Consider the following 23,694-nt stretch of genomic DNA (forward strand, 5'->3'; position numbering starts at 1 on the left):
AGGTAAAACAAGCAGATGACGAACCCCGGTTGGGGCGGCGGTGCGAGTGAGGGCATCCCGCCCCAACCGCGGTGCGTCCGCCATCCAGATCGACCCACCGCACTTTCCTGCAATCGTTGTGGACGTCCGGCGTGCCCGGACTGCCTCCGCGAGGCGGCGGTGGGATACCAATGTGTTGACTGTGTAGCTGCCGGCCAACGCGATGTCCGCCCCGTTCGGGGCGTCGCCGGAAACACCGTGAGCCCCGCCCGTGCGATCCCGATCGTGACGTACACCTTGATGGGGCTCAACGTCCTGGCGTTCCTCGCCACCTTCGCGCAGTCGCGAAGCATCATGAACAATCAGGTCGGCTCGTCGATCTTCGCGAACTGGGCACTCAATCCGGGTCTGGTCGCCAGCGGTGACTGGTTCCGGCTCATCGGCTCCGGGTTCTTGCACTTCGGCATCTTGCACCTCGCGGTCAACATGTACGCCCTCTACATCCTGGGGCGCGACACCGAAATCGTGATGGGCCGCTCCCGGTACGTCGGCATCTACCTGGTTTCGCTCCTCGGCGGTTCCGCCTCGGTGATGGCGTTCCAGCCGGTGTTCTCCTCGCTCACGGCCCTGTCCTGGACCGCTGGAGCGTCGGGTGCAATCTTCGGCATCATGGGCGCACAGGCCGTCCTTCTACTGCGTTTGCGTCGAAGCCCGGTCCCGATCATCTCGGTGATCGCGATCAATGTGATCATCAGCATTTCGCTGCCCGGGATCTCGTTCTGGGGTCACGCGGGAGGTCTGGTGGCAGGTGCTGCAACGGCCGCTGCCTTCCTGTACGCCCCACAGTGGTTGGGCGCCGGTGAGAACCGCGTGAAGGCGGTGCGGATCGGCTGGATCGCTTTTGGTGCCGTCACAGTGGTGACGTTGGGAGTCATCGTGCTCCGCGTCGTCCAACTGCGCGAACAGCTGGGAATCAGCTAGCAAGAATCCTAGGGCCCAGCCGTTCTATGGATCAGCCGCCGATGATGGACTCGCAGGCGAATGTGATCTCGAAGCTCGACGTCGCCGTCGGGTTGCCCTTGTCCCGGGCGCCGATTCCCTCGCCCGTCACCACGAAGGTACTGCCGTCCTGCTTGGCACTGGCAGATCCGCCGGGCAGGCCTGGTGCGTATCCGGCGGTGTACGGCAGACCGTTCGATCCACCCTCGCTTCCGGCGATTCCAGCAGTCTGAACCGTGCCGGATTCATCGACGATGGCCGAGACGGTCAACATGCCGTAGGTGGCATTTTCCGCGTCGAGCAGTGTCATAACTGTCCTGCCGCCGTCCTTTGCGCACTTCGTCTCGAATTTGGCGTCGAGTGTCTTCCCGCCGACGGTGGCCGAGGATGTAGCGGACGAGGCGCCGGCAGCGCTCTTGTCGGAGTTGGTCTTGTCGGAGTCGCTGCCGCAGGCGGAGGCGAATAGAGCGACCGCCGCGATGGTGGCAGCGACTGCGGTGGAGGACCGGCGGGTCATCGTGGTCCGAACCAACTTCGTCATGTTCTGTCCTTCAAGTCACGCGGTGCGTCCGCACTTGCTCTGGCTGTTTCGCCGACAACACTAGCCAGTGACTTGGTGCTCGTAGCTCTAAACCCCCAGCTCAGACGGGTTTGTCGCCTTCGACTGTTCAGGGACGTTCGTCGGGCTGCCCGGGATCATCTGTCGGATCTTTGGGAGCAATCGCACATGCAGAGACGGCTTCTGTAGAGATTGTCCACATAGGTTGGGCTCGGTCGTGCTTCTACTGTGGCTTGAGTCACTTCGTAGATAGCAACGCTGACCTTTTCCGAGGAGTACCCCTGCAATGACCTCCACCGATAGCACCACCACTGACGGTGGGGTTGCGCCGAGCGAGATCGAAACTCGCGTGGTGAAGAAGGTAGCGCGCCGGCTGATTCCCTTCCTGATCCTGCTCTATTTCGTGAACTATCTGGATCGTACGAACATCGCTTTCGCCAAGCTCACCATGAGCGCCGACCTCGGTATGACCGAGACGATGTTCGGGCTCGCATCCGGACTCTTCTTCGTCGGCTATCTGTTGTTCGAGGTGCCGAGCAACCTGGCCCTGCACCGCTTCGGCGCCCGGCTGTGGATCGCGCGGATCATGCTCACCTGGGGCATCCTCGCCGCTGCGCTGGCATTCGTGCCCAACGTGGGCAGCCTCTATTTCCTCCGCATTCTGCTGGGAATCGCCGAGGCCGGCTTCTTCCCCGGAGTTCTTCTCTACCTGACCTTCTGGTTCCCGAAGAAGTACCGCGTACGCCTGATGGGCTTGTTCCTGCTGACACTTCCGCTCTCGTCGGCGCTCGGTGCCCCGCTCTCGGCGGCCATCATCCAGTACGGCGACGGCCTGTTCGGGTTGGCCGGATGGCGCGTGATGTACCTGATCGAGGGTCTGCCCGCCGTGATCTTGGCGTTTGTCGTCTGGTTCTACCTCACCGACCGTCCCGCCGACGCGAAGTGGTTGACCCTCGAGGAGCGCACCTGGCTGATGAAGTCGATGGCCGACGAGGAGAAAGAACTCGGCGACGCCGGTCACCAGTCGGCCGGCAAAACCCTGCGTGATCCCCGCGTCATCGGTTTCGGTCTGGTCTACTTCGGAATTACATACGGGCTCTACGCTTTGAGCTTCTTCCTGCCCAGCATCGTCGCGGGATTCAAGCAGACGTTCGACACCGATTTCTCGCTCGTCGAGACAGGCCTGATCGTGGCCGTCCCCTACGCGATCGGCGCTGTCGCGATGGTGCTGTGGAGCCGCCATTCCGACAAGACCGGTGAACGAATGTGGCACGTTGCAGCCCCGACGCTCCTGGGCGCGGTATCCATTCCGATTGCGCTGTATCTGGATTCACCGTTCACCGTCATGATCGCGGTCTCGCTCACCGCCGTCGGCGTGCTCTGTGCGCTGCCCGTCTTCTGGTACCTGCCCACCACGTTCCTGACGGGTGCCAGCGCGGCCGCGGGCATCGCCATGATCAACTCGATCGGCAATGCGTCGGGCTTCGGTGCTCCGTACATCACCGGCTGGCTCACCGATGTGACCGGAAATGCCAAGGCAGGACTGTGGGTGGTGGGCGCCGTGATGCTCTGTGCCGCAATCCTTGTGGTGGCGCTGGCAAAGCGATCGAGCAAGCCCGCTCAGATCTGACCGAGTTTCCCCGCACTGGCACGCAGCCGGATCAGGAGCGCAAGATCGAGCGCCTGGTCCGGCTGACGCCACTGTGTACCGATCAACCTGTCGATCGACTCGAGCCGTTGGTACAGGGTGTTGGCGTGAATCGCGAGCGCGGCGGCGGTCGCGGAGTGCTTGCAGTTGTGCGACAGGTACGACGCGAGGGTGTCCAATAGCGGAACGCCGCGTCGTTGCTCCTCCTCCAGGAGAGGACCGAGGGCCCGCTGCGTCAGCGCTTCGAGTTCTTCGCGACCGGTGCGGCTGAGGAGAATTCGGTAGATGCCGAGTGAACTTGCCGGTTCCACGTGGGAGGCCCGACCGAGAGTCTCGAGGACGTCGACGGTGTGCTGTGCCTCGACATACGCCCGCGCCAGACCTTCCGCTCCCACCGCCGGATCGGCGATTCCGACGGTCGGGTTCTCCGCCGGCTGAACCCACGCCGTCGCAACTGCTGCCGGTGACATTCCGGGAATCAGTGCGATGACTCGTGAACCATGTTCGGCAACAACGGTTCCTGACGGGAATGCAATTTCCTCGATACTGCGACGCGCACGGTCGACGGCGTCTGCCGGGCGGGCCACCACGACGGTGTACGAGCGGTCAGGATTGAGCCCGGCCAGGCGGAACTGACCGGTGACTTCGGCAGGCGTCGGCGCAGGCCTGGTGATCAGATCGACCAGAAATGCATCGCGTGCTCGGCGGGTGGCTTCCCGGGCTGCCCGTTCGCCGACCAGTGCCAGCGCAATGGCGGGAGCAGACCTTTCGAGTGCCAATCTCATGGCGGCGGTGGGTTCATGACGCGAGAGTAGGAACAGAACTCCGAGTTGGTCACCGGCACTGCGCACTTCGGTGGCGAACAGGAACTGCTCACCGACGATCAGCGTCACTTCCTGCTCGCGTCGGTCGGCAGCAAGGATGTCGAAAACCCGATGAACGCTCTCGCTCACCCGTTGCAGTCCCGGTGGGATCTCGGATGTTCCGGTCACGAAGAACACCGGCGAACCCGTCGACGCCGAGGTTTCCTCCACGAGTTCACGGACTCCACCGCCGCGCAGGACAACTTGTGTGAGCGATCGGTCCCAGGTCAGTGTCTGTTCGAGAAGTGCTGTGCGCTTGGCAAGTTCGGTGTTCGCGGCGTTCACTTCCGCAACCGTCGCGCGATAGCGTTCGAGAGAGCGGGCATTCTCGATGGCTACCGAGGCATGAGCTGCGAGGGCGGACAGCAACGCAACTTCCTCGTTGCCGAATCGACGCTCCTGACGCTTGCACGCGCAGAGGGCACCCAGGATCTTGCCGTTCAAAGTCAGCGGAACGGCCAACAGGCCGCGCATGTTCTCGGCTCGTGCTGCGTCGTCGGCCGGTCCGATATGTGCAAACGAGGGATCGTTGCGATAGTCGGACGACCAAGCAGGAGAAGAGTTCTCGACCACTCGACCGATCAGACCTTCGCGGAAGGGAACCGTGAGGCCGAGCAGTTGGGACGTGTACGCACCGCTCGTGACTTCGATGATCAAGATGTCGTCGTGAATGAGAGCCAGGTACGAAAGGTCGACCCCGAGTAGTCGTTTGGCCTGATCCACGATCTCCTGCAGGAGGGCGTGGTGATCGTGCATCGTGGTGAGCAGCGACGCGATGTCGTTGAGTGCCCCGAGTTCGGTGGCGCGCTGTCGGCGCTGAGCCAGGAGACTTCGTAGTTGAAGTGCCGATCGGGCTTCTCGCTCGATTTCGGCAGCGGCCTCGGGGGCTGACCCAGCGGCCAACTGATCGCGGTGTTCGATCAGTTCCTCGGTGGATGCCTCGGCCAGGAGAAGCTGTAGCCAGTTCTCGTGCATCCGCGCTCCCTTGTCAGACCAACTTGTCAGACCAACTCGTCAGACCAATGATGAGTATGGAGAGAATGTCCATACAGTTTCCGGTTTCTCGGAGTAAATCTACATGGGGTGGTGTAGCGGCCGTCACTATCGTGGAGACATGACACTCTTCGAGGCGCTCGGCTCGCAGATCGATGCGGATCGACTGATCACCGACCCCGACATCATGGCGAGCTACATCCACGACGACGCCGAGTGGGCTCCATACGAGATGCCCGTCGCGGTGGTCCGCCCGCGCACAGCCGAGCAGGTACAGACAGTTGTGCAGGCGTGCATCGCCCACGGTGCGCCCGTCGTCACGCGCGGCGCCGGCACCGGTCTGTCGGGTGGAGCCAACGCAGTCGCCGGTGGCGTAGTGATCGCCTTCGACGCGATGAACGCCATCAAGGAGATCAACACCCTCGAGCGTTTGGCCGTGGTCGAACCCGGAGTGGTCAACGATCACCTTCGCGACGCCTGCGCCGAGCACGGCCTCTGGTATCCACCCGATCCGGCGAGCGCACCCTGGTCGACGATCGGCGGCAACGTCGCGACCAATGCCGGCGGCCTGTGTTGCGTCAAGTACGGCGTCACCAAGGACTACGTACTGGGCATGCAGGTGGTCACCGGAACCGGTGAGCTGGTTCGGCTCGGGCGTCGAACTGCCAAGGGAGTGGCTGGGTTTGATCTCTCGGCGCTCATGGTCGGCTCCGAAGGCACTCTCGGGGTGATCACCGAGGTGACCGTCAAGCTTCGTCCTCAGCGCGATCCCGAACGCACCATCGTCGGATATTTCGACTCCATCGTTGCTGCGGGCAAGGCCGTCGAGGCCGTCGCCGCAGACGGGCTCACGCCGTCGGCCCTCGAGTTGATCGATCGGCAGTGTCTCCTTGCCGTCGATGCCTGGAAGAACATGGGCCTCTCGGCTGACGCCGAGGTGGTCCTGCTCGGCCGCATCGACACACCTGGCGAGATCGGCGACACCGAAGCCGAGCGAATGTTGGCCTGCTTCAACCGCTCTGGAGCTACCTGGAGCGCCAGATCCACGGACCAGGAGGAAGCCGACGCCCTGTTCTCCGCCCGGCGTCTGGCATACCCCGCCCTCGAGCGTCTCGGCCCGGTGCTCACCGAGGACATCTGCGTCCCCAAGGCAGCGGTCCCGGAGATGTTGGCGCGCATCGAGGCCATTTCGGCCCGGCACGACACGCACATCGCGAATATCGCGCACGCGGGTGACGGCAACCTGCACCCGCTGCTGATCACGCCACACGACGACGAAGCGGCGCGGAGGCGCGCTCAGGCCGCTTTTGCCGAGATCATCGACAACGCCCTCGAGTTGGGCGGAACCGTCACCGGCGAGCACGGCGTCGGCCTGCTGAAGATGGGTGGCCTGGCGCAAGAACTGTCACCGGCCGTCGTCGCGATGCATCACGCGATCAAGGGCGCACTCGACCCCCACGGAATCATGAACCCCGGCAAGGTGATCTGAAAGGCCGGGTGATCTGAAGGCTGGCTCCGTAACCGAATCGGTTTCCGGAGTTACGCCGTCGAAATGACGAGTTCCTACGCTCGAGTTGAACCGTTTGGCCAACTCGACGTATGGAGTCATGAATGTTCGCTTCCGATTTGACGCTGGCAAGTGTTGTTCCGCGGCGCGTGGAGACGGTCGAGGCCGTCCGGGCGGCTATCGCTCTCGACGGCGCCGCGGTCTTCGGTGGCCTGCACACCGAGGAAGATGCCATTGCCTTCGCGTCGAAGTTGCTCGGTGAGAAGTGCATTCGCGTCGGCCGCCAGTTCGAGGCGAGTGCCAAGAGTCAGGATGCCGAAGCAGCTGTCGTCGACACGCAACCAGTGGACGAACGCGGCCGCAAGCGCTCGTTCGGTATCTCCGGCGAGCGAATGACCGCCCACAACGACGGTTTCGCGTTCGGCGATTACGCTCCCGATTACCTGTTTCTGTGGTGCAAGCGCCCGGCGTACCCGAGTGGCGGCGACTCGTTTCTCATCGACGCGGTCAAACTGACCCAATTGCTCGCCTTCGATCCCGCAACAGCGGAGCTGGCCGAATTCTGTTGGAGCACAGACATCGACCATTCGGAACCGAACTTCCCGCAGAACACATTCGCGCCGATCGCCCGGACGGTGCCGAGTGGACGCAACCAGGTTCGGTATCACCCATATCTCGCGCCGATCGCCGGCGAATCGGAAGAAGCGCAGTGGCCGCTGGTGAAGCAGTGGAGTGAGGCCGTGATTCACGTGCGAGACAGCGGGCCGATGTTCCGTGCCGAAGCCGGCGAGATGATCTGCATCGACAACTACCGGGTGCTTCACGGCCGCGACGGGTACACCGACCCCGGCCGCGAGCTGTACTCGATCTGGGGATGGTCGAGCGACGCAGTCGCGGTGCCGCAGCAGGCTCTCGACATCGTGCAGCCGGACCTCGCGGCACTGGCCATGTAACCCGCGCTTATTTCTCGGGCGGCACCAAACCGTGAACGGCGAGCACGTCCAGGACGTCCTCCGGTGATGTGCCGAGATCCCAGCGTCCGAAGATCAACAGCTTCTCCGTGTCGGTGGGACGGTCGACGATGTCGATCTCGAGCATCGGGACGCGTCGACCCAGACGCGGGTAGCGGACGAGACGGACCCGGTCGATCTGTTCGCGGGTGAACTCGTGGCGGGCGCGCAGTCGCTGCACCGCGATCGACTTGGTTCCCGCGTCTTCGATCACAGCCAGGCGGGGACGCTGACGCAGGGCGAGTCCGCCCATCACGAACAGCCCGATCACCGCGAGGGCGAGCAGGAAGCGCCCGGCAGGTTCCGTGGGCGCGATTATCGAGGCGATCGCGAGGGCAATTCCGCCGCCGAACATCGCGTAGACAACACCCATCGGAGTGGCCCACGAGATCACCTCCGTGGCGTTGTCACGAGGCTGTGGATGAAATTCATCCTCGAGCATGTGGATAACTTCCTAGGTTGTCCACAGGAGTTATCCACAATGGGGATGAATGACACCCATGTAATTGAATGACGGTCACGATCCGGGTCGAATCAGATACTCGCTGGTCAGCGCCATCTCATGGTCATCACAAGGCCCACAACCATGAAGCCGAAGCCGACGAGGAAGTTATAGTTTCCCAAGTCGTTCATCCACGTGATCGAATCCGCGGCCAAGTAGTACACAATCAGCCACGCCAGGCCGACGAGCATGAATCCGAGCATCACCGAGACGTACAACGTGCTCGACGGACCCATCTTCACCTTCACCGGAGTGCGGTTTGCCGGGTTGACTGTGTAGTCGTTCTTCTTACGGACCTTCGACTTGGGCATGACGTCCTCGCTCTACGGTGTGACCTGCATGTGTTACCTACACGCTAACGTAGCTGTGTCCAGTTGGTCACCGGCCGACCTGCACAATCCGGGAGGAGCCACGTGTCTTCGGGTGAATCTTCACGAACCGTCTGGCACATCGGTGTACTTGCCGTCTGCCTGGTAGCCGGTCTGATGGTCGCCACGGCGCAACGATCCGCCGAGGAAAACCAGCTGCAGGTCACCGAAAGCACCAGGCTCTCCGATCTGGTCCGCAGCGCCCAGGCCAATGCCGAAAAAGTTTCGGCCGACCGGGACGAACTTGCCGCTCAGCTCGATTCGCTGCAGCAAGACGCGGCTCGGTCCGACGCCGGAGTGGCCGCCGCGCTCGGTGACATCAAGAACATCTCCGCCGACGCGGGACTGACGGAGATGACCGGCCCCGGCGTCGTGGTCACGATGACGGACGCCCCACGCAACGCCGACGGCAAGTACCCGGTCGACGCCACCCCGGACGACCTCGTCGTGCATCAGCAGGACGTCCAGAGCGTCCTGAACGCACTGTGGGCGGGCGGTGCCGAAGCGGTGGGCATGCAGGACCAACGGATCATCAGTACGTCGGCGCCGCGGTGCATCGGAAACACTCTTCTTCTTCACGGACGTACCTACAGCCCGCCATACGTGATGAGCGCCATCGGTGACGTTGCGCGCCTCGAGGCGGCCCTCGCTGCCGAACCGGGCATTCGGATCTACAAGCAGTACGCGACCCGCTTCGGCCTCGGGTACACGCAGGCAACGCCGTCGCAGATCACGGTCCCCGCCTATACCGGCGGATAGCACGGGCGTTTACCCTGCTCTCATGAGGATTCTCGTCGTCGACAACTACGACAGCTTTGTGTTCAACCTGGTGCAGTACCTCGGCCAGCTCGGAACCGAAGCCGTGGTCTGGCGCAACGACGATCCACAACTGACGGCCGACCTCGAAGGTGCAGTAGCGCAGTTCGACGGCATTCTCCTGAGCCCGGGCCCCGGAACTCCACAGCGCGCGGGAGCGACTTTGGATCTGGTGAAGGTCTGTGCCGACACCAAGACCCCGCTGCTCGGCGTCTGCCTCGGACACCAGGCGATCGGTGCGGCTTTCGGCGGAACCGTCGACCGCGCTCCCGAACTGCTTCACGGCAAGACGAGTCTGGTGCACCACAAGGACGTCGGCGTCCTGGCCGGACTGCCCGATCCGTTCACCGCTACCCGCTACCACTCGCTGACGGTTCTCGAGGACACCATTCCCGAGGAACTCGAGGTGACCGCACACACCGAGAGCGGCGTCGTGATGGCGATGCGTCACCGCGAACTGCCGATTCACGGCGTCCAGTTCCACCCCGAATCCGTCCTCACTCAGGGTGGGCACCGGATGCTCGCGAACTGGCTCGCAGTCTGCGGTGAGGCGCCTCCGGAAGGACTCGTCGCAGCCCTCGAGGCCGAGGTCGCGTCGGCGCTCGGTGGAGCGCTACCCGCAATTCTCTGACACCTGTCCACAAAAAAGTGCCTCCCGGAAATCTCCGGGAGGCACTTTTATTCGCTCTCTCTAGCGGCCGGGGATTCCGAGCGCTCCGACGCTGACGGTGATGACCGCGTCCTTGGAGATCTCCGAGCCCGGAGGCTGGGTCTGCGAGACGATCTTGCCCACCATTTCCGGGGTGAGCGTCGTGCTCTGGTTCTGCACCAGCTGCGATGCGGTTCCCGCCCAGCCGGCTGCGCGAAGCGTGCTCAACGCCTCCGACACCGTCTTGTTGGTCAGATCAGGCATCGCGACCTGGTTGCCGTTGGACACTCGCAGCGTCACGGTCGAACCCTTGGTGGCCGACGTGCCGCCAGTCGGGTCGGTCGAAACAACCTGTCCCTTCGGCAGACCCGAATCGATCTCCGTGATCTGGACGACGAACCCGGCACCTTCGATGTTGGGCCTCGCCACCTCTTCACGCTGACCGGTCACATCCGGGACACGAACCTGCTCCGGACCGGTGCCGACGGTGATCGAGACCGCGGAGTCGAGAACAACCGACACTCCGACGGCAGGATCCTGATTGACGATCTTGTCGACCTCGGCAATGGTCGACGCGGCCTTGCCGATGGTCGGATCAAGTCGGAGTCCGACGGAGTTGAGCTTCTTCTCGGCGTCGTCCTGGCTCAGGCCGGTCAGGCGCGGGATCGCGACCTGCTCGGGTCCGGTGGACACGTCGATGGTGACGGTGCTGCCCTTCTCGATGCGCACCCCGGCAACCGGACGCGTCGTGATGACGTTTCCGGCGGCGATCACCTTGTCCGTCTTCTGCTGACGCTCCACTTGGAATCCGGCGTTTGTCAGCGTCGCCTCGGCGACGTCGGCGGGCTGGTTGGTGAGGTCACCCGGAACGGTCACCATCTCGACCTTCGGCGAGTTCACCCGAATGAGGAAGAACGTCACCAGACCGATCACCAGAAGCGCCGCGATGCCCATCAGGGCGTAGCGTCCGCCCTTCTTCTTGGCAGGCGGCTCGGCAGCGCGAGTTGTCCTCGTAGCAACCGGCTCGACCGGATCAGGCGCAGTGCGGTAGTTCCCGGTGTCGGAGCCGACGGCGCCGAGGATGGTGGTGCGGTCCTCGTCGTTCATCACCATCGGAGCACTCGGACGCTGACCGCCCAGGACACGTACCAAGTCGCTGCGCATGTCGCCGGCGCTCTGGTAGCGGTTGGCCGGGTTCTTGCTCATCGCCTTGAGAATGATCGAATCCAGCTCGCGCGGAATGTCGGGATTGATCTCCGACGGCGTCTGCGGATCTTCACGAACATGCTGGTACGCCACGGCGACCGGTGAATCACCCTTGAACGGCGGCTCGCCCGTCAGGATCTCGAACAGCACACAACCGAGCGAGTACACGTCCGAACGCGCGTCGACCTGCTCACCTCGCGCCTGCTCCGGCGAGAGGTACTGAGCGGTGCCGATCACGGCGGCCGTCTGCGTCATCGGGCTCGACGCGTCGGAAATGGCACGGGCGATACCGAAGTCCATCACCTTCACGGCGCCGGCACGGTTGATCATGATGTTGGCGGGCTTGACGTCGCGGTGCACGATGCCGTTGCGGTGGCTGAAGTCCAAAGCGGCACAGACGTCCGCGATCACTTCCATCGCCTTGCGCGGAGTCATCGGCCCGGTGCTGCGCACGATGTCACGCAACGTGTCGCCGTCGACGTACTCCATGACGATGTACGGCAGCGGCCCGGCGTCGGTCTCGGCTTCACCGGTGTCGTAGACGGCCACGATCGCCGGATGGTTCAGCGCTGCAGCGTTCTGCGCCTCACGACGGAACCGCAAGTAGAACGTGGGATCGCGCGCGAGGTCTGCACGCAGCACCTTGATCGCGACGTCGCGGCTGAGTCGGAGGTCGCGCGCCAGGTGAACCTCGGACATTCCGCCGAAGCCGAGAATCTCACCCAGCTCGTAGCGGGAGGAGAGATTGCGGGGTGTCGTCATTGGTCTTGTCCTAGCGGTTCTTCAGCGTCTCCGGGATCCGCCAACGGCTCAGTGGTCGTTGTGGTCGTCGTTGTCGTCGTGGTGGTGGTTGTGGTCGTCGGAGTTGTTGTGGTCGTGGTCGGCGTTGTCGTGGTGGTTGTCGGCTCGGTCGTGGTTGTCGTCGGCCGAGTCGTCGTTGTTGTCGGCTCGGTGGTCGTCGTTGTCGGCCGAGTCGTCGTCGTGGTGGGCTTGGTCGTCGTGGTGGTCGGCAACGTCGTGGACGTGACGACGGGCGGCGTCGGGTCGCTGGGACCATCGGTCGCGATCCAGACTCCGCCGATGATCAACGCCAACAAGATCAATCCGCCACCGGCCCACGCCACGGCCTTCTGCCCACTGGTCATTCCGCCGGCTGCCGCGTCGTCCGCAACAGCTGCGCCCGTCACCGGACCCGCGTACGTCGGCGGCATGACCTGCGTGGCACCCGTCGCCGGCAACGCGCTCGCGGCACCGGTGGCGAGCAGACCGGGTGGCGGTGGACGCCTTCCTGCCCGAACGGCTGCAACGGCGTCGGCGAACTCGCCGCCACTGGCGTAGCGGCCGGCCGGATCCTTGGTCAACGTGATGTCGATGAGCTCGCGGATGTTCGGCGGCAGGTCGGCCGGCATCGGTGCCGGGGTTTCCTGCACGTGCTTCATCGCGACGGTCAGCGCGCCGTCACCGGTGAACGGGCGTCGACCCGAAAGTGCTTCGTATCCGACGATTCCCAGCGAGTACACGTCACTCGCCGCGGTCGCGTCCTGACCGAGAGCCTGCTCGGGCGCGATGTACTGGGCGGTGCCCATCACCATTCCCGTGCGCGTGACAGGAGAGTTCTCGACGGCCTTGGCGATGCCGAAATCCGTGATCTTCACCTGGCCAGTAGGCGTGATGAGGATATTGCCCGGCTTCACGTCGCGGTGCACGACACCGGCGTCGTGTGCGACCTGCAGGGCGCGGCCGGTCTGCTCGAGCATGTCGAGGGCATGCGGAACCGCCAGGCGGCCGACGCGTGCCAGGACGGCGTTGAGCGGCTCACCGTTGACGAGTTCCATCACCAGGTACGCCGTGGAATCGCCCGAGCTGTCGCGTGTCTCGCCGTAGTCGTAGATTCCGGCGATACCGGGATGGTTGAGCTGCGCGGTGGTGCGGGCCTCGAAGCGGAAGCGCTCCAAGAACTCCGGATCGGAAGAGAACTCGGACTTGAGTACCTTGACGGCGACGCGACGGTTGAGCCGGGAGTCGGTGGCTTCCCACACCTGACCCATCCCACCGGTGGCGATGAGACGGATCAATCGGTAACGATCGGCGATCAAAGCGCCGTTGTTCAACGCCACGGTTCAGCCCCCTTGGATTCCGGCTGCGATGACTGCACGACCGATCGGCGCAGCAACCGAGCCACCGGTAGCGGCAAGTCCGCGGTCACCACCGTTCTCGACGATGACGGCCACGGCGACCGTCGGATTCTGCGCCGGTGCAAAAGCGATGTACCAGGCGTGCGGCGGAGTTTCCCGCGGGTTCACGCCGTGCTCGGCGGTACCGGTCTTGGACGCGATCTGAACGCCGGGGATCTTGCCGTCGCCGCCGGTGAAGTTCTCCGAGCCGATCATCAGATCGGTCAGCGTTGCCGCCACTGCCGGCGAGATCGCCTGACCCATCGACACCGGTGACGGCGTACTGAGATCGGTCAGATCCGGTGCCTGCAACTGGGAGATCAGGTTGGGCTGCATCCGCACACCACCGTTGGCGACGGTCGCGGCGATCACTGCATTCTCGAGCGGGGTCACCGCGACGTCGCGCTGGCCGATGCTGGTCTGGCCGAGAGCCGCGTCGTCGGAGATGTCGCCGACCGTGCTGTCTGCAACCGGCAGCGGGATCGCGGGAGTGTTGGGTCCGATACCGAAGGCGCTGGCCTCGTCCTTGATGGCGTCGGCGCCGTCTTTGATGCCCAGTTCGACGAACGCCGTGTTGCACGAGCGCGCAAACGCGTCGCGCAACGACGCCGTCGGGTTGGGGCCGCACGTGCTGCCGTTGTAGTTCTCGAGGGTCGTGCTGGTGCCGGGCAGCGTGATCTGCGGAGCCGCGGTCAGCTGGTCGTCCGGCGTCGCACCGTTGCCAAGAGCTGCGGCCGTGGTGAGCACCTTGAACGTCGAGCCGGGTGGGTAGGTCTGCGAGATAGCGCGGTTGACCAACGGATCGTTGGGATCGGCATTGAGCTCGTCCCACGCCTTCGTGGTTTCGGCGCCGTCGTGGCTGGCAAGCAGGTTCGGGTCGTAGCTCGGAGTGCTGACCATCGTCAGGATGCGTCCGGTGCTCGGCTCGATGGCGACGACGGAACCGGTGTAGCCCTTGCTGGTCAGCTGGTCGTAGGCCACCTGCTGCATGGCCGGATTGAGCGTCGTGACGACGTTGCCGCCGCGCGGATCGCGTCCGGACACCAGGTCGAAGAAGCGCTGGCTGAACAACCGGTTGTCCGAGCCGTTGAGAATCGGATCCTCGGTGCGCTCGAGGCCGGCGCTGCCGTACTGCATCGAGTAGAAGCCCGTGACCGGTGCGTACGGGTACGGATTCGGATACTCGCGCAGGTACTTGTACCGGTCGTCGGTGGCGCGGGAGGCGGCAAGCACCTGACCGGAAGCCGAGATCTGACCTCGCTGGCGTGAGTACTCGTCGAGCAGCACCCGCGAGTTGCGCGGGTCGGCTCGCAGGTCGTCAGCTTTGATGACCTGTACGTACGTGGCGTTGGCGAGGAGCGCGACGACCATCACCATGACGGCCATCGCGACGCGGCGCAGTGGAGTGTTCATACGCGCGGCATCATCTCGGTATTGGCGTCAGCGATTGGGGGCGGACCTTTCTTCTTCGTCACTACCGGCGCACGAGCCGCGTCCGAGATCCGGACGAGGATGGCCAGCAGTAGGTAGTTCGCGAGCAGCGACGAGCCGCCGTACGACATGAACGGTGTTGTCAGACCCGTCAGCGGGATCAGCTTGGTGACGCCGCCGACGACAACGAAAATCTGGATCGCGATGGTGAACGACAGACCGGCGGCGAGCAGTTTGCCGAAGCTGTCGCGCACTGCCAACGCCGTACGTAGGCCGCGCACGATGAGAAGCAGGAACAGCATCAACACAGCGGCCAGGCCGATCAAGCCGAGCTCTTCGCCGATCGTCGCGATGATGAAGTCCGTCTTCGCGAACGGAACCTGGTTGGGCCGGCCACTGCCAAGACCTGTTCCGGCGATACCACCGGTGGCCAGGCCGAACAGCGATTGCGAGATCTGATATCCGGTATTGGCGTAGTCGCCGAGCGGATCGAGCCAGGTGTCGACGCGCACCCGCACGTGGCCGAACATCTTGTAGGCGAAGAAGAATCCGATGGCGAGCAGTCCGCCGCCGATCACCAGCCAGCCCACACGTTCGGTCGCGATGTAGAGCATCACCAGCACGGTGCTGAAAAGCAGCAGCGACGTACCGAGGTCCGTTTCGAAGACGAGCACGCCCACCGAGACGATCCAGGCGAGCAGGATCGGACCGAGGTCGCGGGCACGCGGAAAGTCCATGCCCAGGAAGTGTTTACCGGCCGAGGTGAACAGGTCGCGCTTGGCGACGAGCACGGAGGCGAAGAAGATGATGAGCAGGATCTTCGCGAACTCACCTGGCTGAATGCTGAATCCGGGCAGGCGAATCCAGATTTTTGCGCCGTTCACGCTCGAGAACTTCGCCGGCAGGATCGCGGGAATCGCCAGGAACACCAGGCCTGCGAGGCCGAGTGTGTAGCTGAACCGCGCCATCAGGCGGTAGTCCTTCAAGAACACGAGCAGCAGCACAAAACCGGTGATCGCCAGTGCAGTCCACATGACCTGCTGGTTCGCATCCGGTGACGGTGCCTCGACGCCGTTGTAGAGCGCTGTCTGTTCGTCGGCGAGGTCGAGTCGGTGGATGAGCACCAACCCCAGGCCGTTGAGCAGGGCGACGATCGGCAGTAGCAGCGGATCTGCGTACGGCGCATACCGTCGAATTGCCAAGTGCGCGATCAGGAACAAGCCCGTGTACGCCAGCGCGTACTTGGCCAGATCGAGAGTGATCTTCTGTTCCTGGCTCGCCTCGACGAGCAGAAGCGAGACCGTCGTGATGATGACGGCAAAGCCCAGGAGCAGCAGCTCCATGTTTCGACGGGTCGACTGGACCGGCGCCGGGGCAAAACCTCCGGGCGGACTCGGAAAAGCCGTCCCCGCAGCTGCGTTGGACGACATCAGTTGACCGTCCTGCAAGTCTGACCGGGAACTTCGGTCGGCGTAGGCGTAGTCGTGGGTGCTGCCGTCGTCGGCGCAGCAGGATCCGCGGGCGGTGCGGGGGGCGGCGTGGTCTCCGGTGCCGGCGGGGGAGTGGGCGTGGCCGTCGTCGTCGGAACCGGCTCACAACGAGGCAGCAGATCGCCGCCGATGAGACGGATCATCTGGCTCTGCGCATCTTCACGCTTGCCGGACGGCAGCCCGGCGCGCACCTGCTCCTGCGCCGACGGCTGCAGATCCGTCACCTCGAGGATGTTGCAGTTGCTGGGAATCGCGTCAGGGGAGACGAGAGTGAGGACGTCGTCGTTGCCGACGCAACCCACCAGATCCGCGTCTTGCAGCGAGTAACCGAGCACCGAACCGGGGATTCCGCGCAGCACCGTCACGCGGCCGTTGTCTTCGCCGACGTAGTAGTTGTTGCGGATGACGGCGCGGCCGATCACGGCGCCGACGCCGACCAGTGCGATCAGCACCACGGCGAGGACCACCCACCACAATCGGTTCCGCTTTTTCTTCGGTTCCGGTTCGGGTTGTGAGACAACTCGCTTGGGCGTCGCGCGCGGCGGACGCATGGCGGCGGCGCGGCCGGCAGCGGTGTTGGGGGGAGGGGAGTCCTCTTCCTCTTCCGTCGACGCGGCGCCCGCGACGATGGGATGCGACTGGCCGTAGTCGAGGTCGATGACATCGGCGACGACGACGGTGACGTTGTCGGGACCGCCGCTGCGCAGCGCCAATTCGATGAGACGGTCGGCGCACTGCTCCTGCGAGCCTTCGCGCATCGTGTTCTCGATGGTCTCGTCACTGACCACGTCGGAGAGGCCGTCGGAGCAGAGCAGGTAACGATCGCCGGCGCGGGCTTCGCGCACGGTGAGCGTCGGCTCGATCTCGTTGCCGGTCAACGCCCGCATGATCAGGGATCGCTGCGGGTGCGTGTGTGCCTGTTCGGCGGTGATCCTGCCCTCGTCGACCAGCGACTGAACGAACGTGTCGTCGCGGGTGATCTGCGTCAGGTGATCGTCGCGCAGCAGGTAGGCGCGCGAGTCGCCGATGTGCACGAGACCGAGCTTGCTGCCGGAGAAGAGGATCGCGGTGAGCGTGGTGCCCATGCCGTCGAGTTCGGGTTCTTCCTCGACATGATCGGCGATGGAATCGTTGCCCTCGCGGGTGGCTGCCTCGAGCTTGCCGAGCAGATCCTCGCCAGGCTCGTCGTCGTCGAGATGCGCCAGAGCGGCAATCATCAACTGCGACGCGACCTCACCGGCCGCGTGCCCGCCCATACCGTCGGCCAAAGCCAACAGGCGTGCACCGGCGTACACGGAATCTTCGTTGTTGGAGCGCACGAGACCGCGGTCGCTGCGCGCCGCGTAGCGGAGAACAAGGGTCACGGGCGTAGCTCGATTACCGTCTTGCCGACGCGAACCGGAGTGCCCAGCGGCACGCGCACCGCAGTGGTGACCTTGGCGCGGTCCAGATAGGTGCCATTGGTCGAACCGAGATCCTCGACGTACCAATCAGCGCCGCGCTGCGAGAGCCTCGCATGGCGCGTCGACGCGTAATCGTCGGTGAGAACGAGCGTCGAATCATCGGCGCGGCCGATCATGACCGGCTGAGAACCCAGGGTGATGCGGGTACCGGCGAGGGCGCCCTGCGTGACCACCAGATACCGAGGCACCTTCGCCTTGCCCAGTGAGGGCAGGACCTTTCCGGCGCGGGTGTACCGCGGCGGAACCCTGACCCCGGAGCCGGCATAGATGTCGGAGCGGAGAGTGCGGAGGACTGCCCAGACGAACAGCCACAGTAGGAGCAGGAAGCCCGCCCGTGTGAGTTGCAGAATCAGGCCCTGCACGGCTGTCCACCTCCTTCTATGGCTCGAGCCCCGCCGCAGCGGGGTTCGAGCATTGTCGACTGGCAGCATCATAGGGGGCTCTGGGCCCCGAAGATCACGATACTGACAGCCGCGTGACGGCGGCGCGCCGACGGACCGCCGAATGTTCGATTGTTATCGGAAAAATCCTGGCGTCCGTTTCTCAGCTCAGAGAATGCGAACCAGAATCTCCGAGTGACCTGCACGAATGATGTCGCCGTCTGCCAGCTGCCAGTCCTGGACCGGTGCTCCGTTGACGGTGGTGCCGTTCGTGGATCCCAAATCCGACAGCATCGCGGTGCGGCCGTCCCAACGGATGTCGATGTGGCGACGTGAGACGCCGGTGTCCGGGAGGCGGAACTGAGCTTCCTGGCCGCGGCCGATGACATTGCTGCCGTCGCGAAGCTGGAAGTGGCGTCCGCTGCCGTCCTCGAGCTGCAGGGTTGCCGTCAGGCTCTGGGCCGTCGGTGCGTAACCGCCCTGCGGCTGGGCGTAGCCCTGCTGCGGGTAGGCCTGCGTCTGCTCGAAGTTGCCGCCCTGCTCGTAGCCGGCCTGCTCGTACGGCTGCTGTGTGTACGCCTGCTGGTCGTAGCCGCCCTGCTGGTAGCTCTGCTGGTCGTAGCCCGGCTGATCGTAGGACTGGCCGTTGTACGGCTGCTGGTAACCCTGCTGGTCGTAGCCACCCTGCTGGTAGCCCTGCTGGTCGTACCCACCCTGGTACGCCTGCTGGCCGTAGCCCTGCTGGTCGTACGGCTGCTGCTGGTAACCCTGCTGGTCGTAGCCGCCGCCCTGCTGGTCATAGCCCTGCTGGTCGTAACCGGCCTGCTCGTACGGCTGCTGCTGGTTCGGGTACGCCTGCTGGTCGTAGCCACCCTGCTGCTGGTTGTAGCCCTGCTGGTCGTCGCCCGTGCGGTAACCGTCGCCGCGGTCGTAACCGTTCTGGTACGGCGCTTCCTGGCCCTGCGGAGCGGCGTAACCGCCGTCGTCGTGGGAGTACCCGTTCCGTGCCGGCTGCTGCGGTTCGGGCTGGCGACCCGCCGGTTCGCGGCTTGGTTCGTAGCCTGAGTTCTGCGTCATGGGGCCGGCTCCTGGTTGTGACGGGACTGGATTGGAAACAGGGGGAACAATCGGTGCGGGTCGCTGAGGCGGCCGTTGTGGAGGCCGCGACGAAACCTGCGGAACATGCGACGGCGGCGATGCCTGCTCGGCGTCACCATCCGGGTCGACGGTTCCGCGGGTGCGGAACTGACCGGTGTGGAGCGTAGGCGAAGGCTCGAAGGTGACCGAGATGTCGCCGTACGTCTGCCAACCCTGATCGCGGATGAAATCCTGCAGGTGTCGGCTGAAAGCTTTGGTCGTCAGTTCGCGATCAGCTGCCAACTCTTCGTGATCGGAGTTGTTGATGGTGATCACGTAGTTGTTGGGGGCGAGAAGGATTCCGCCGCCGAGGTGCTCGACGCGGTCACGTGCCTCCTGCTGGAGCGCCGCCTCTACTTCCTGCGGCACAACACCACCACCGAAGACCCGCGCGAATGCGTCGCCGACAGCTCCTTGGAGCTTTCGTTCGAAACGCTGCACGATGCCCATCGGGCCCTCCTCTCGCCTCGCATCTACGACGGCAAAATGCTCGGCAAGTAGCGCCGGCACCGCCTTGTCGCGTGTCGTCCAAACTGCTGTACAGGTTCCACGGTACTGTCAAATGTCGCTTCGGCAGTACCTGGCCGCTGTTTCAGCATGGTATCGGTTCTGGGCTTTTGGGTGCTCGGTGTTCATCGATTCGTGCCCTGAACTGCACGAATAGAACTTTCAAAGTTTGTCGTGATAATGTTTCGGCGTTGCTCGGGCGAGTGGCGGAATGGCAGACGCGCTGGCTTCAGGTGCCAGTGTCCTTCGGGACGTGGGGGTTCAAGTCCCCCTTCGCCCACCACAAGACGAGGCCACGAACTCACAAGAGTTGGTGGCCTCGTTTTTTGTTGTCGGCTATCTGGCCGCAGCCTGAATGAAGCTCAGAACGAAGTCCAATGCGGTGCCCGCAAACGGGTTGCCGACTGGTTGAGGGGTCGCGGCGGGAGTAGTGATCTGCGGGTTCATCATCCCTGGCGGCAGTGTGCCGGGTGGGAGATTGATGATTGCGTTGATGTCGTAGATGGTGTTGTCGGGGCCGTTGGTCACCGAGAACGAGATACTGCCGAAGTCGACGACTGGACTATCGGCTGATGCAGTACCAACTGCACTGCCGAAGGTGATCGCGGCAGCGAGCGCGCCGACACCGAGGGCCGCGGTGGTCCGGGACAAACGAGTAGGCGTTTCGAGTCCATTCACAGATGTGCTCCCTTTCGTGGTGACAGCATCCGTGCGCGGGATGCGAAGCAGCCAGGAGATTGCAACCACTATCGAGGAAGATAACGGACATTCACCCCATGGCGGGGTGGTTCGACACCGATTGCTTGGCCAACGGATCTGAGTCGATTCGCAAGTCGACCGAGGCCTGCGCGCGGGTTTTCGCGTGAACGAAGGCCCTGTATCGACTGGTGAACTCCGAATGATCCATCACGGCAAGCTGATTGAACGACTCGTTGGCTCTGGGCACTAGGTTCGGCGCGGCTACGTCAGGTCTGGGGCTGGCCATGACGTTCCCGGTCATCGCGCGCTCCGATCTGTTGTCCACTTGCGAGAAGTGCCTTTCCGAACCCTAACGGCAGGGGCTGACTTTCCTGGCCGAATTCTCGGGGTGGCACACGTCGGGCCGTCAGCGCCGGTCAGCACGAGGCTCGGTTCAACCGACCGTGCCCGGTCGCGAGCGCTCCACCGAAAAAGGCCGCGCGAATACTCGATAATGTCTACTTATCGTAGTATTCCGGTTTCGGCAACAATGTCGACCGCCCGGCGACCCCCGGATTCCCAGAGGGCGAGCATCTCACTCAACTCGGCCAGTCGGATCTGAATAGTGTGAAGAAATATGCCCCAGCCGATCGAACTCTTTCCATTTGTCCAGGCATGACCGTGCTCGATCGCGCTCATCCACGTGGACGATCTTCGATTCTTCGAAGCCATATGAATGTGCGAGTTTGGTGAGTAGCGATTGCTGTGATGACCATATCGCCGCGACATGGAAGATGAGATCGCTCAACTGCAGCGCGAAGATGGCTGTACCGCGATCTGGATCGGGCAGGGATAGTTGGATCCCAGCTGGAGTCGGGTGGCCGCCTTGTTCGCAATGGCGTCCGTAGTCGCTCCGTCGAAAGTGGTTGCCGTCCCGAGCATAAATCGCCTTCGGACCCCAGCGAGCTTCTCGTGCATCGCGATCCGATTGAACCCAATCGCCTATTGACCCTGGGTCGTCGTCAAATGCCCACATCAAGTATTCGAATTCAACCAATTGACGTGCCAGCGCGGCGGCTGAATAGTAGTTTCGGAGCTCAACAAGGTTGCCAGCACCCTGAGCAAGCTGCTGAGCCGTGATCGCGACATTCGCCACAGCTACGAAAATCAAACCTTCGGGATTCCCGGTTCTACTCTCCCCTAGTCTGCCTAGTCGAAAAGCCGAACATCGCATTGCATACATAAGTGTGTTCAGTGCATCAAGTCGTAACTTCTGGAGTGATTGATCTGACGCCGCTTCCATACTCGCCTTCCTCAACGAATCACTGTCCGACATCTGCAGCCCTGCAGGATCCGTACGGCTCTGCTTCGACAGTTGTGCCACGATCTTGTTCGGATGCACCTTCTGTACGACTGCGATCAAGCTAGCAAGCCTGGCTGCGAGGCCTTCAGCGACAGCCCCAACCGCTTCGGCGTTCGCTTGGACGGCCTGAGGTGCGACAACACCTTCGTTGACCTCCAGTATTAAGCGAACTACGTCGGCAAACTCTTGTGTGTCGGTGCCTTCTTCTATCCCAAGCGCCGCTTCAGCCATCGCATCTCGTGCATCCTGATCTGACTCTCGTGCGTATATGAGCAGGAGCGTGGCAGTGACCGCAACAAGACCATCGGCGCCTCGTTGAATATCCTCGCTCGCGGCTGTCGTGACCAGGCCAGCGAACCGCTCACCCTTGGCCTGCAGATGCCCGGTCAGTAGACGGGCCCCGTATGCAACCAATCCGACTTTCGCTCCGTCCATACCGACCATTCGACCACTCGGTACCGACAGACACCCTCGGCCCTCAGAGTCTGATAGCTCGCAGATCTTCGCCGAATTGGCGAACGGGACCCTCCGCCACGAATCACAAAGGCTTGCCACGCAACAGGATCGCGAGGGCTCACATGGAGGTCGCGGTCAGTGGCGCCTGGTATTCGGCTCCAACACTTCTCCGGATACACCGAACTCGCGGGCGATCCTGAGCCGAAGCCACAACATCGCGGATTCCGCGAGAACCCAAGACCTGCAAACTTCCTGTGCTCTCAATTTCACCGTTTCTGACGGCGATCAGGTGACCCAAAGATTCCATCGCTATGGCAATTTGGAACACGACGACCTCAATAGTGGCATCGGGTTGGTACCGACTACTGACGAGTGGACCGACGATTTCCTTCCACCGCTCACCCTCCTCAATCCATCGCTTGACGCCTTTCGCCCCGATGTCGTCGAAGGTAGACAAGACCTTGTCCCGTTCCGGAATCGCCTTTGGAGTTTGAGCGTTCCACGTCCCCTCCACACTGTGCGAGAAGTGTTCCAGCGCTGTCCGACCGGATACTTTTCGATCGGATCGAGGATCGGCATCGTCACGACTGACCTCTTCGACAGCCAGCGCGCAGGGCGACCAGTAGACGACCGTTATCAAATCTTGGACGAGTTGGTGTGCCCTCAGATGATGGTTCCAATCCGAAAGCTCCGCAGTAGGTGTCTGGATGAACACCTACTCCGTGATTGTGTGAACACCGTTCGAAAGTAACGAATTCGTGCGGAAATGTGGGAAGAGCGACAACTGGATCCCCGGTCGATAACGACTTTCGGGCTCGACTCAGCTGAGAATGATGCGCTTTTGATCAACCCTTTTCATCGAATCCACGCTTCGGAGCTGTGACGGCCGGCAGTCCAGTCCACGCAGCAGACCCATGACCTCTGATCGCAGTCCATTCACTGTCGAAAAAGCAGAGGCGGTTCGTGGGGCGACGACCGCCGACGATGCGACAACTCGCCCTTTGCCGTGACTTTGATCGACATGCTGACGGAAACGAAAGTCGCTCAGGACGATGCGATTCGAACCGTCGACGAAGAGAATGCTTCGAGGGATCCGCCTATCTCTGAGCCACTTTTGGCATTCCCCAACCAAGTCGTGAAATGGAACTTCCAGCGTGATCGCGTTGTCGGTCAATACTAGTTGACCAACGCCGGCAGGATGCTCCGAACCGGGTACGTATATGAAACCCAACCGCCAAGGTTCGTCGAGCAGGTTCTCCATGGAGCCTCCGTCCGCCAGATCGTTAGGTACAACGGTGACACCTGCTTTGCAGACAGACCTCGAAAATGATCAGCGCTACTACTTTGGAATGCTTGCCGATCCTCGTCTGTACGGCCGATAGACTTTGTTGGAGGAAGGAATGGCGAAATTTCTATCGAGGAAATTTGCCAGGTCAGATGAAAAGTGACACTTGGTTCGGCTGCCCGACTCCGCTTGCGGATCCAGGCACATACCCAAGGTGAACATGTCCGCCTG

General features: G+C 63.0%; 21 protein-coding genes and 1 tRNA gene. 7 read left to right on the forward strand and 15 right to left on the reverse strand.

Going from position 1 to position 23,694, the window contains the following annotated elements:
• Window positions 1–15: 15 nt before the first annotated feature.
• Complete coding sequence (locus tag M0639_RS00095; protein WP_064075687.1) at window positions 16–960, forward strand: rhomboid family intramembrane serine protease; 945 nt, start codon at window positions 16–18, stop codon at window positions 958–960.
• 31 nt (window positions 961–991) lie between these two features.
• Here M0639_RS00095 and M0639_RS00100 read toward each other — a convergent pair whose 3' ends face one another.
• Entirely contained in the window at window positions 992–1,519 is a 528-nt protein-coding gene (locus M0639_RS00100) for a lipoprotein LpqH (protein WP_208721999.1), read from the reverse strand.
• A gap of 304 nt (window positions 1,520–1,823) precedes the next feature.
• On the opposite strand from M0639_RS00100, the gene M0639_RS00105 reads away from it, so the two are divergent.
• Window positions 1,824–3,167 carry an MFS transporter gene (locus M0639_RS00105; protein WP_064075278.1) on the forward strand — a complete coding sequence of 448 codons (1,344 nt, stop codon included), beginning with the start codon at window positions 1,824–1,826 and terminating at the stop codon, window positions 3,165–3,167.
• Here the strand turns inward: M0639_RS00105 and M0639_RS00110 are convergent.
• Window positions 3,158–5,023, reverse strand: coding sequence for a helix-turn-helix domain-containing protein (locus M0639_RS00110; RefSeq protein ID WP_064075277.1), 1,866 nt, complete (start codon window positions 5,021–5,023; stop codon window positions 3,158–3,160). The two genes, M0639_RS00105 and M0639_RS00110, sit on opposite strands and share 10 nt — an antisense overlap.
• Window positions 5,024–5,162: 139 nt before the next feature.
• Here M0639_RS00110 and M0639_RS00115 point away from each other — a divergent pair, with 139 nt between their 5' ends.
• Together M0639_RS00115 and M0639_RS00120 are read left to right on the forward strand one after the other, a co-directional pair.
• Window positions 5,163–6,530, forward strand: coding sequence for an FAD-binding oxidoreductase (locus tag M0639_RS00115; RefSeq protein ID WP_231915095.1), 1,368 nt, complete (start codon window positions 5,163–5,165; stop codon window positions 6,528–6,530).
• A 122-nt stretch (window positions 6,531–6,652) separates the two neighbouring features.
• Entirely contained in the window at window positions 6,653–7,501 is an 849-nt protein-coding gene (locus M0639_RS00120) for a TauD/TfdA family dioxygenase (RefSeq protein WP_064075275.1), read from the forward strand.
• Window positions 7,502–7,508: 7 nt separating this feature from the next.
• On the opposite strand, the gene M0639_RS00125 is transcribed toward M0639_RS00120, so the two are convergent.
• Window positions 7,509–8,000: a PH domain-containing protein gene (locus tag M0639_RS00125; protein ID WP_064075274.1), complete on the reverse strand. Its 492-nt coding sequence runs from the start codon at window positions 7,998–8,000 to the stop codon at window positions 7,509–7,511.
• A gap of 107 nt (window positions 8,001–8,107) precedes the next feature.
• Window positions 8,108–8,371: a cell division protein CrgA gene (gene crgA / locus M0639_RS00130; protein ID WP_003942576.1), complete on the reverse strand. Its 264-nt coding sequence runs from the start codon at window positions 8,369–8,371 to the stop codon at window positions 8,108–8,110.
• A gap of 102 nt (window positions 8,372–8,473) precedes the next feature.
• Here crgA and M0639_RS00135 point away from each other — a divergent pair, with 102 nt between their 5' ends.
• Complete coding sequence (locus M0639_RS00135) at window positions 8,474–9,187, forward strand: DUF881 domain-containing protein (protein ID WP_003942461.1); 714 nt, start codon at window positions 8,474–8,476, stop codon at window positions 9,185–9,187.
• A 22-nt stretch (window positions 9,188–9,209) separates the two neighbouring features.
• Complete coding sequence (locus M0639_RS00140) at window positions 9,210–9,875, forward strand: aminodeoxychorismate/anthranilate synthase component II (protein ID WP_064075273.1); 666 nt, start codon at window positions 9,210–9,212, stop codon at window positions 9,873–9,875.
• Window positions 9,876–9,935: 60 nt separating this feature from the next.
• On the opposite strand, the gene pknB is transcribed toward M0639_RS00140, so the two are convergent.
• The 7 genes from pknB to M0639_RS00175 form a co-directional block, all read right to left on the reverse strand.
• Window positions 9,936–11,861 carry a Stk1 family PASTA domain-containing Ser/Thr kinase gene (gene pknB, locus M0639_RS00145; RefSeq protein ID WP_064075272.1) on the reverse strand — a complete coding sequence of 642 codons (1,926 nt, stop codon included), beginning with the start codon at window positions 11,859–11,861 and terminating at the stop codon, window positions 9,936–9,938.
• A complete protein-coding gene (locus M0639_RS00150) occupies window positions 11,858–13,216 on the reverse strand; it encodes a protein kinase domain-containing protein (RefSeq protein WP_019746232.1) in 1,359 nt (452 codons plus the stop codon). Before M0639_RS00150 ends, pknB begins: the two co-directional genes overlap by 4 nt.
• A gap of 3 nt (window positions 13,217–13,219) precedes the next feature.
• Complete coding sequence (locus M0639_RS00155; RefSeq protein WP_007735774.1) at window positions 13,220–14,686, reverse strand: peptidoglycan D,D-transpeptidase FtsI family protein; 1,467 nt, start codon at window positions 14,684–14,686, stop codon at window positions 13,220–13,222.
• On the reverse strand, window positions 14,683–16,134 hold the full coding sequence (locus tag M0639_RS00160) for an FtsW/RodA/SpoVE family cell cycle protein (RefSeq protein WP_007735775.1): 1,452 nt from the start codon (window positions 16,132–16,134) through the stop codon (window positions 14,683–14,685). The genes M0639_RS00155 and M0639_RS00160 overlap by 4 nt, the downstream gene beginning before the upstream one ends.
• The gene (locus M0639_RS00165) at window positions 16,134–17,558 is read right to left on the reverse strand and encodes a PP2C family protein-serine/threonine phosphatase (RefSeq protein WP_064075271.1); all 1,425 of its coding nucleotides are present in this window, start codon (window positions 17,556–17,558) and stop codon (window positions 16,134–16,136) included. Before M0639_RS00165 ends, M0639_RS00160 begins: the two co-directional genes overlap by 1 nt.
• On the reverse strand, window positions 17,555–18,019 hold the full coding sequence (locus M0639_RS00170) for an FHA domain-containing protein FhaB/FipA (RefSeq protein WP_003943418.1): 465 nt from the start codon (window positions 18,017–18,019) through the stop codon (window positions 17,555–17,557). The genes M0639_RS00165 and M0639_RS00170 overlap by 4 nt, the downstream gene beginning before the upstream one ends.
• A 186-nt stretch (window positions 18,020–18,205) precedes the next feature.
• Window positions 18,206–19,624: an FHA domain-containing protein gene (locus M0639_RS00175; protein WP_020905627.1), complete on the reverse strand. Its 1,419-nt coding sequence runs from the start codon at window positions 19,622–19,624 to the stop codon at window positions 18,206–18,208.
• Between the two features lie 254 nt (window positions 19,625–19,878).
• On the opposite strand from M0639_RS00175, the gene M0639_RS00180 reads away from it, so the two are divergent.
• Window positions 19,879–19,964, forward strand: a tRNA-Leu gene (locus M0639_RS00180).
• 53 nt (window positions 19,965–20,017) lie between these two features.
• Here the strand turns inward: M0639_RS00180 and M0639_RS00185 are convergent.
• From M0639_RS00185 to M0639_RS00200, 4 genes are all read right to left on the reverse strand, one after another.
• Window positions 20,018–20,359: a hypothetical protein gene (locus M0639_RS00185; protein WP_064075279.1), complete on the reverse strand. Its 342-nt coding sequence runs from the start codon at window positions 20,357–20,359 to the stop codon at window positions 20,018–20,020.
• A gap of 91 nt (window positions 20,360–20,450) precedes the next feature.
• Window positions 20,451–20,681 (reverse strand): hypothetical protein, encoded by a 231-nt coding sequence (locus M0639_RS00190; RefSeq protein WP_151097422.1) that lies wholly within the window; start codon window positions 20,679–20,681, stop codon window positions 20,451–20,453.
• A 273-nt stretch (window positions 20,682–20,954) separates the two neighbouring features.
• On the reverse strand, window positions 20,955–22,157 hold the full coding sequence (locus M0639_RS00195) for a hypothetical protein (protein WP_064233767.1): 1,203 nt from the start codon (window positions 22,155–22,157) through the stop codon (window positions 20,955–20,957).
• Between the two features lie 841 nt (window positions 22,158–22,998).
• Window positions 22,999–23,439: a hypothetical protein gene (locus M0639_RS00200; protein WP_064073648.1), complete on the reverse strand. Its 441-nt coding sequence runs from the start codon at window positions 23,437–23,439 to the stop codon at window positions 22,999–23,001.
• Between the last annotated feature and the right edge of the window lie 255 nt (window positions 23,440–23,694).

The sequence above is a fragment of the Rhodococcus qingshengii JCM 15477 genome (genome assembly GCF_023221595.1).
Classification (GTDB): domain Bacteria; phylum Actinomycetota; class Actinomycetes; order Mycobacteriales; family Mycobacteriaceae; genus Rhodococcus_F; species Rhodococcus_F qingshengii.

Excerpts from the sequence above, each read along its gene's own strand:
- M0639_RS00095 (WP_064075687.1), top strand. The coding sequence starts at position 16 with ATGACGAACCCCGGTTGGGGCGGCGGTGCGAGTGAGGGCATCCCGCCC.
- M0639_RS00100 (WP_208721999.1), bottom strand. The coding sequence starts at position 1,519 with ATGACGAAGTTGGTTCGGACCACGATGACCCGCCGGTCCTCCACCGCA.
- M0639_RS00105 (WP_064075278.1), top strand. The coding sequence starts at position 1,824 with ATGACCTCCACCGATAGCACCACCACTGACGGTGGGGTTGCGCCGAGC.
- M0639_RS00110 (WP_064075277.1), bottom strand. The coding sequence starts at position 5,023 with ATGCACGAGAACTGGCTACAGCTTCTCCTGGCCGAGGCATCCACCGAG.
- M0639_RS00115 (WP_231915095.1), top strand. The coding sequence starts at position 5,163 with ATGACACTCTTCGAGGCGCTCGGCTCGCAGATCGATGCGGATCGACTG.
- M0639_RS00120 (WP_064075275.1), top strand. The coding sequence starts at position 6,653 with ATGTTCGCTTCCGATTTGACGCTGGCAAGTGTTGTTCCGCGGCGCGTG.
- M0639_RS00125 (WP_064075274.1), bottom strand. The coding sequence starts at position 8,000 with ATGCTCGAGGATGAATTTCATCCACAGCCTCGTGACAACGCCACGGAG.
- crgA (WP_003942576.1), bottom strand. The coding sequence starts at position 8,371 with ATGCCCAAGTCGAAGGTCCGTAAGAAGAACGACTACACAGTCAACCCG.
- M0639_RS00140 (WP_064075273.1), top strand. The coding sequence starts at position 9,210 with ATGAGGATTCTCGTCGTCGACAACTACGACAGCTTTGTGTTCAACCTG.
- pknB (WP_064075272.1), bottom strand. The coding sequence starts at position 11,861 with ATGACGACACCCCGCAATCTCTCCTCCCGCTACGAGCTGGGTGAGATT.
- M0639_RS00155 (WP_007735774.1), bottom strand. The coding sequence starts at position 14,686 with ATGAACACTCCACTGCGCCGCGTCGCGATGGCCGTCATGGTGATGGTC.
- M0639_RS00160 (WP_007735775.1), bottom strand. The coding sequence starts at position 16,134 with ATGTCGTCCAACGCAGCTGCGGGGACGGCTTTTCCGAGTCCGCCCGGA.
- M0639_RS00175 (WP_020905627.1), bottom strand. The coding sequence starts at position 19,624 with ATGGGCATCGTGCAGCGTTTCGAACGAAAGCTCCAAGGAGCTGTCGGC.
- M0639_RS00190 (WP_151097422.1), bottom strand. The coding sequence starts at position 20,681 with ATGACCGGGAACGTCATGGCCAGCCCCAGACCTGACGTAGCCGCGCCG.
- M0639_RS00195 (WP_064233767.1), bottom strand. The coding sequence starts at position 22,157 with ATGGACGGAGCGAAAGTCGGATTGGTTGCATACGGGGCCCGTCTACTG.
- M0639_RS00200 (WP_064073648.1), bottom strand. The coding sequence starts at position 23,439 with ATGGAGAACCTGCTCGACGAACCTTGGCGGTTGGGTTTCATATACGTA.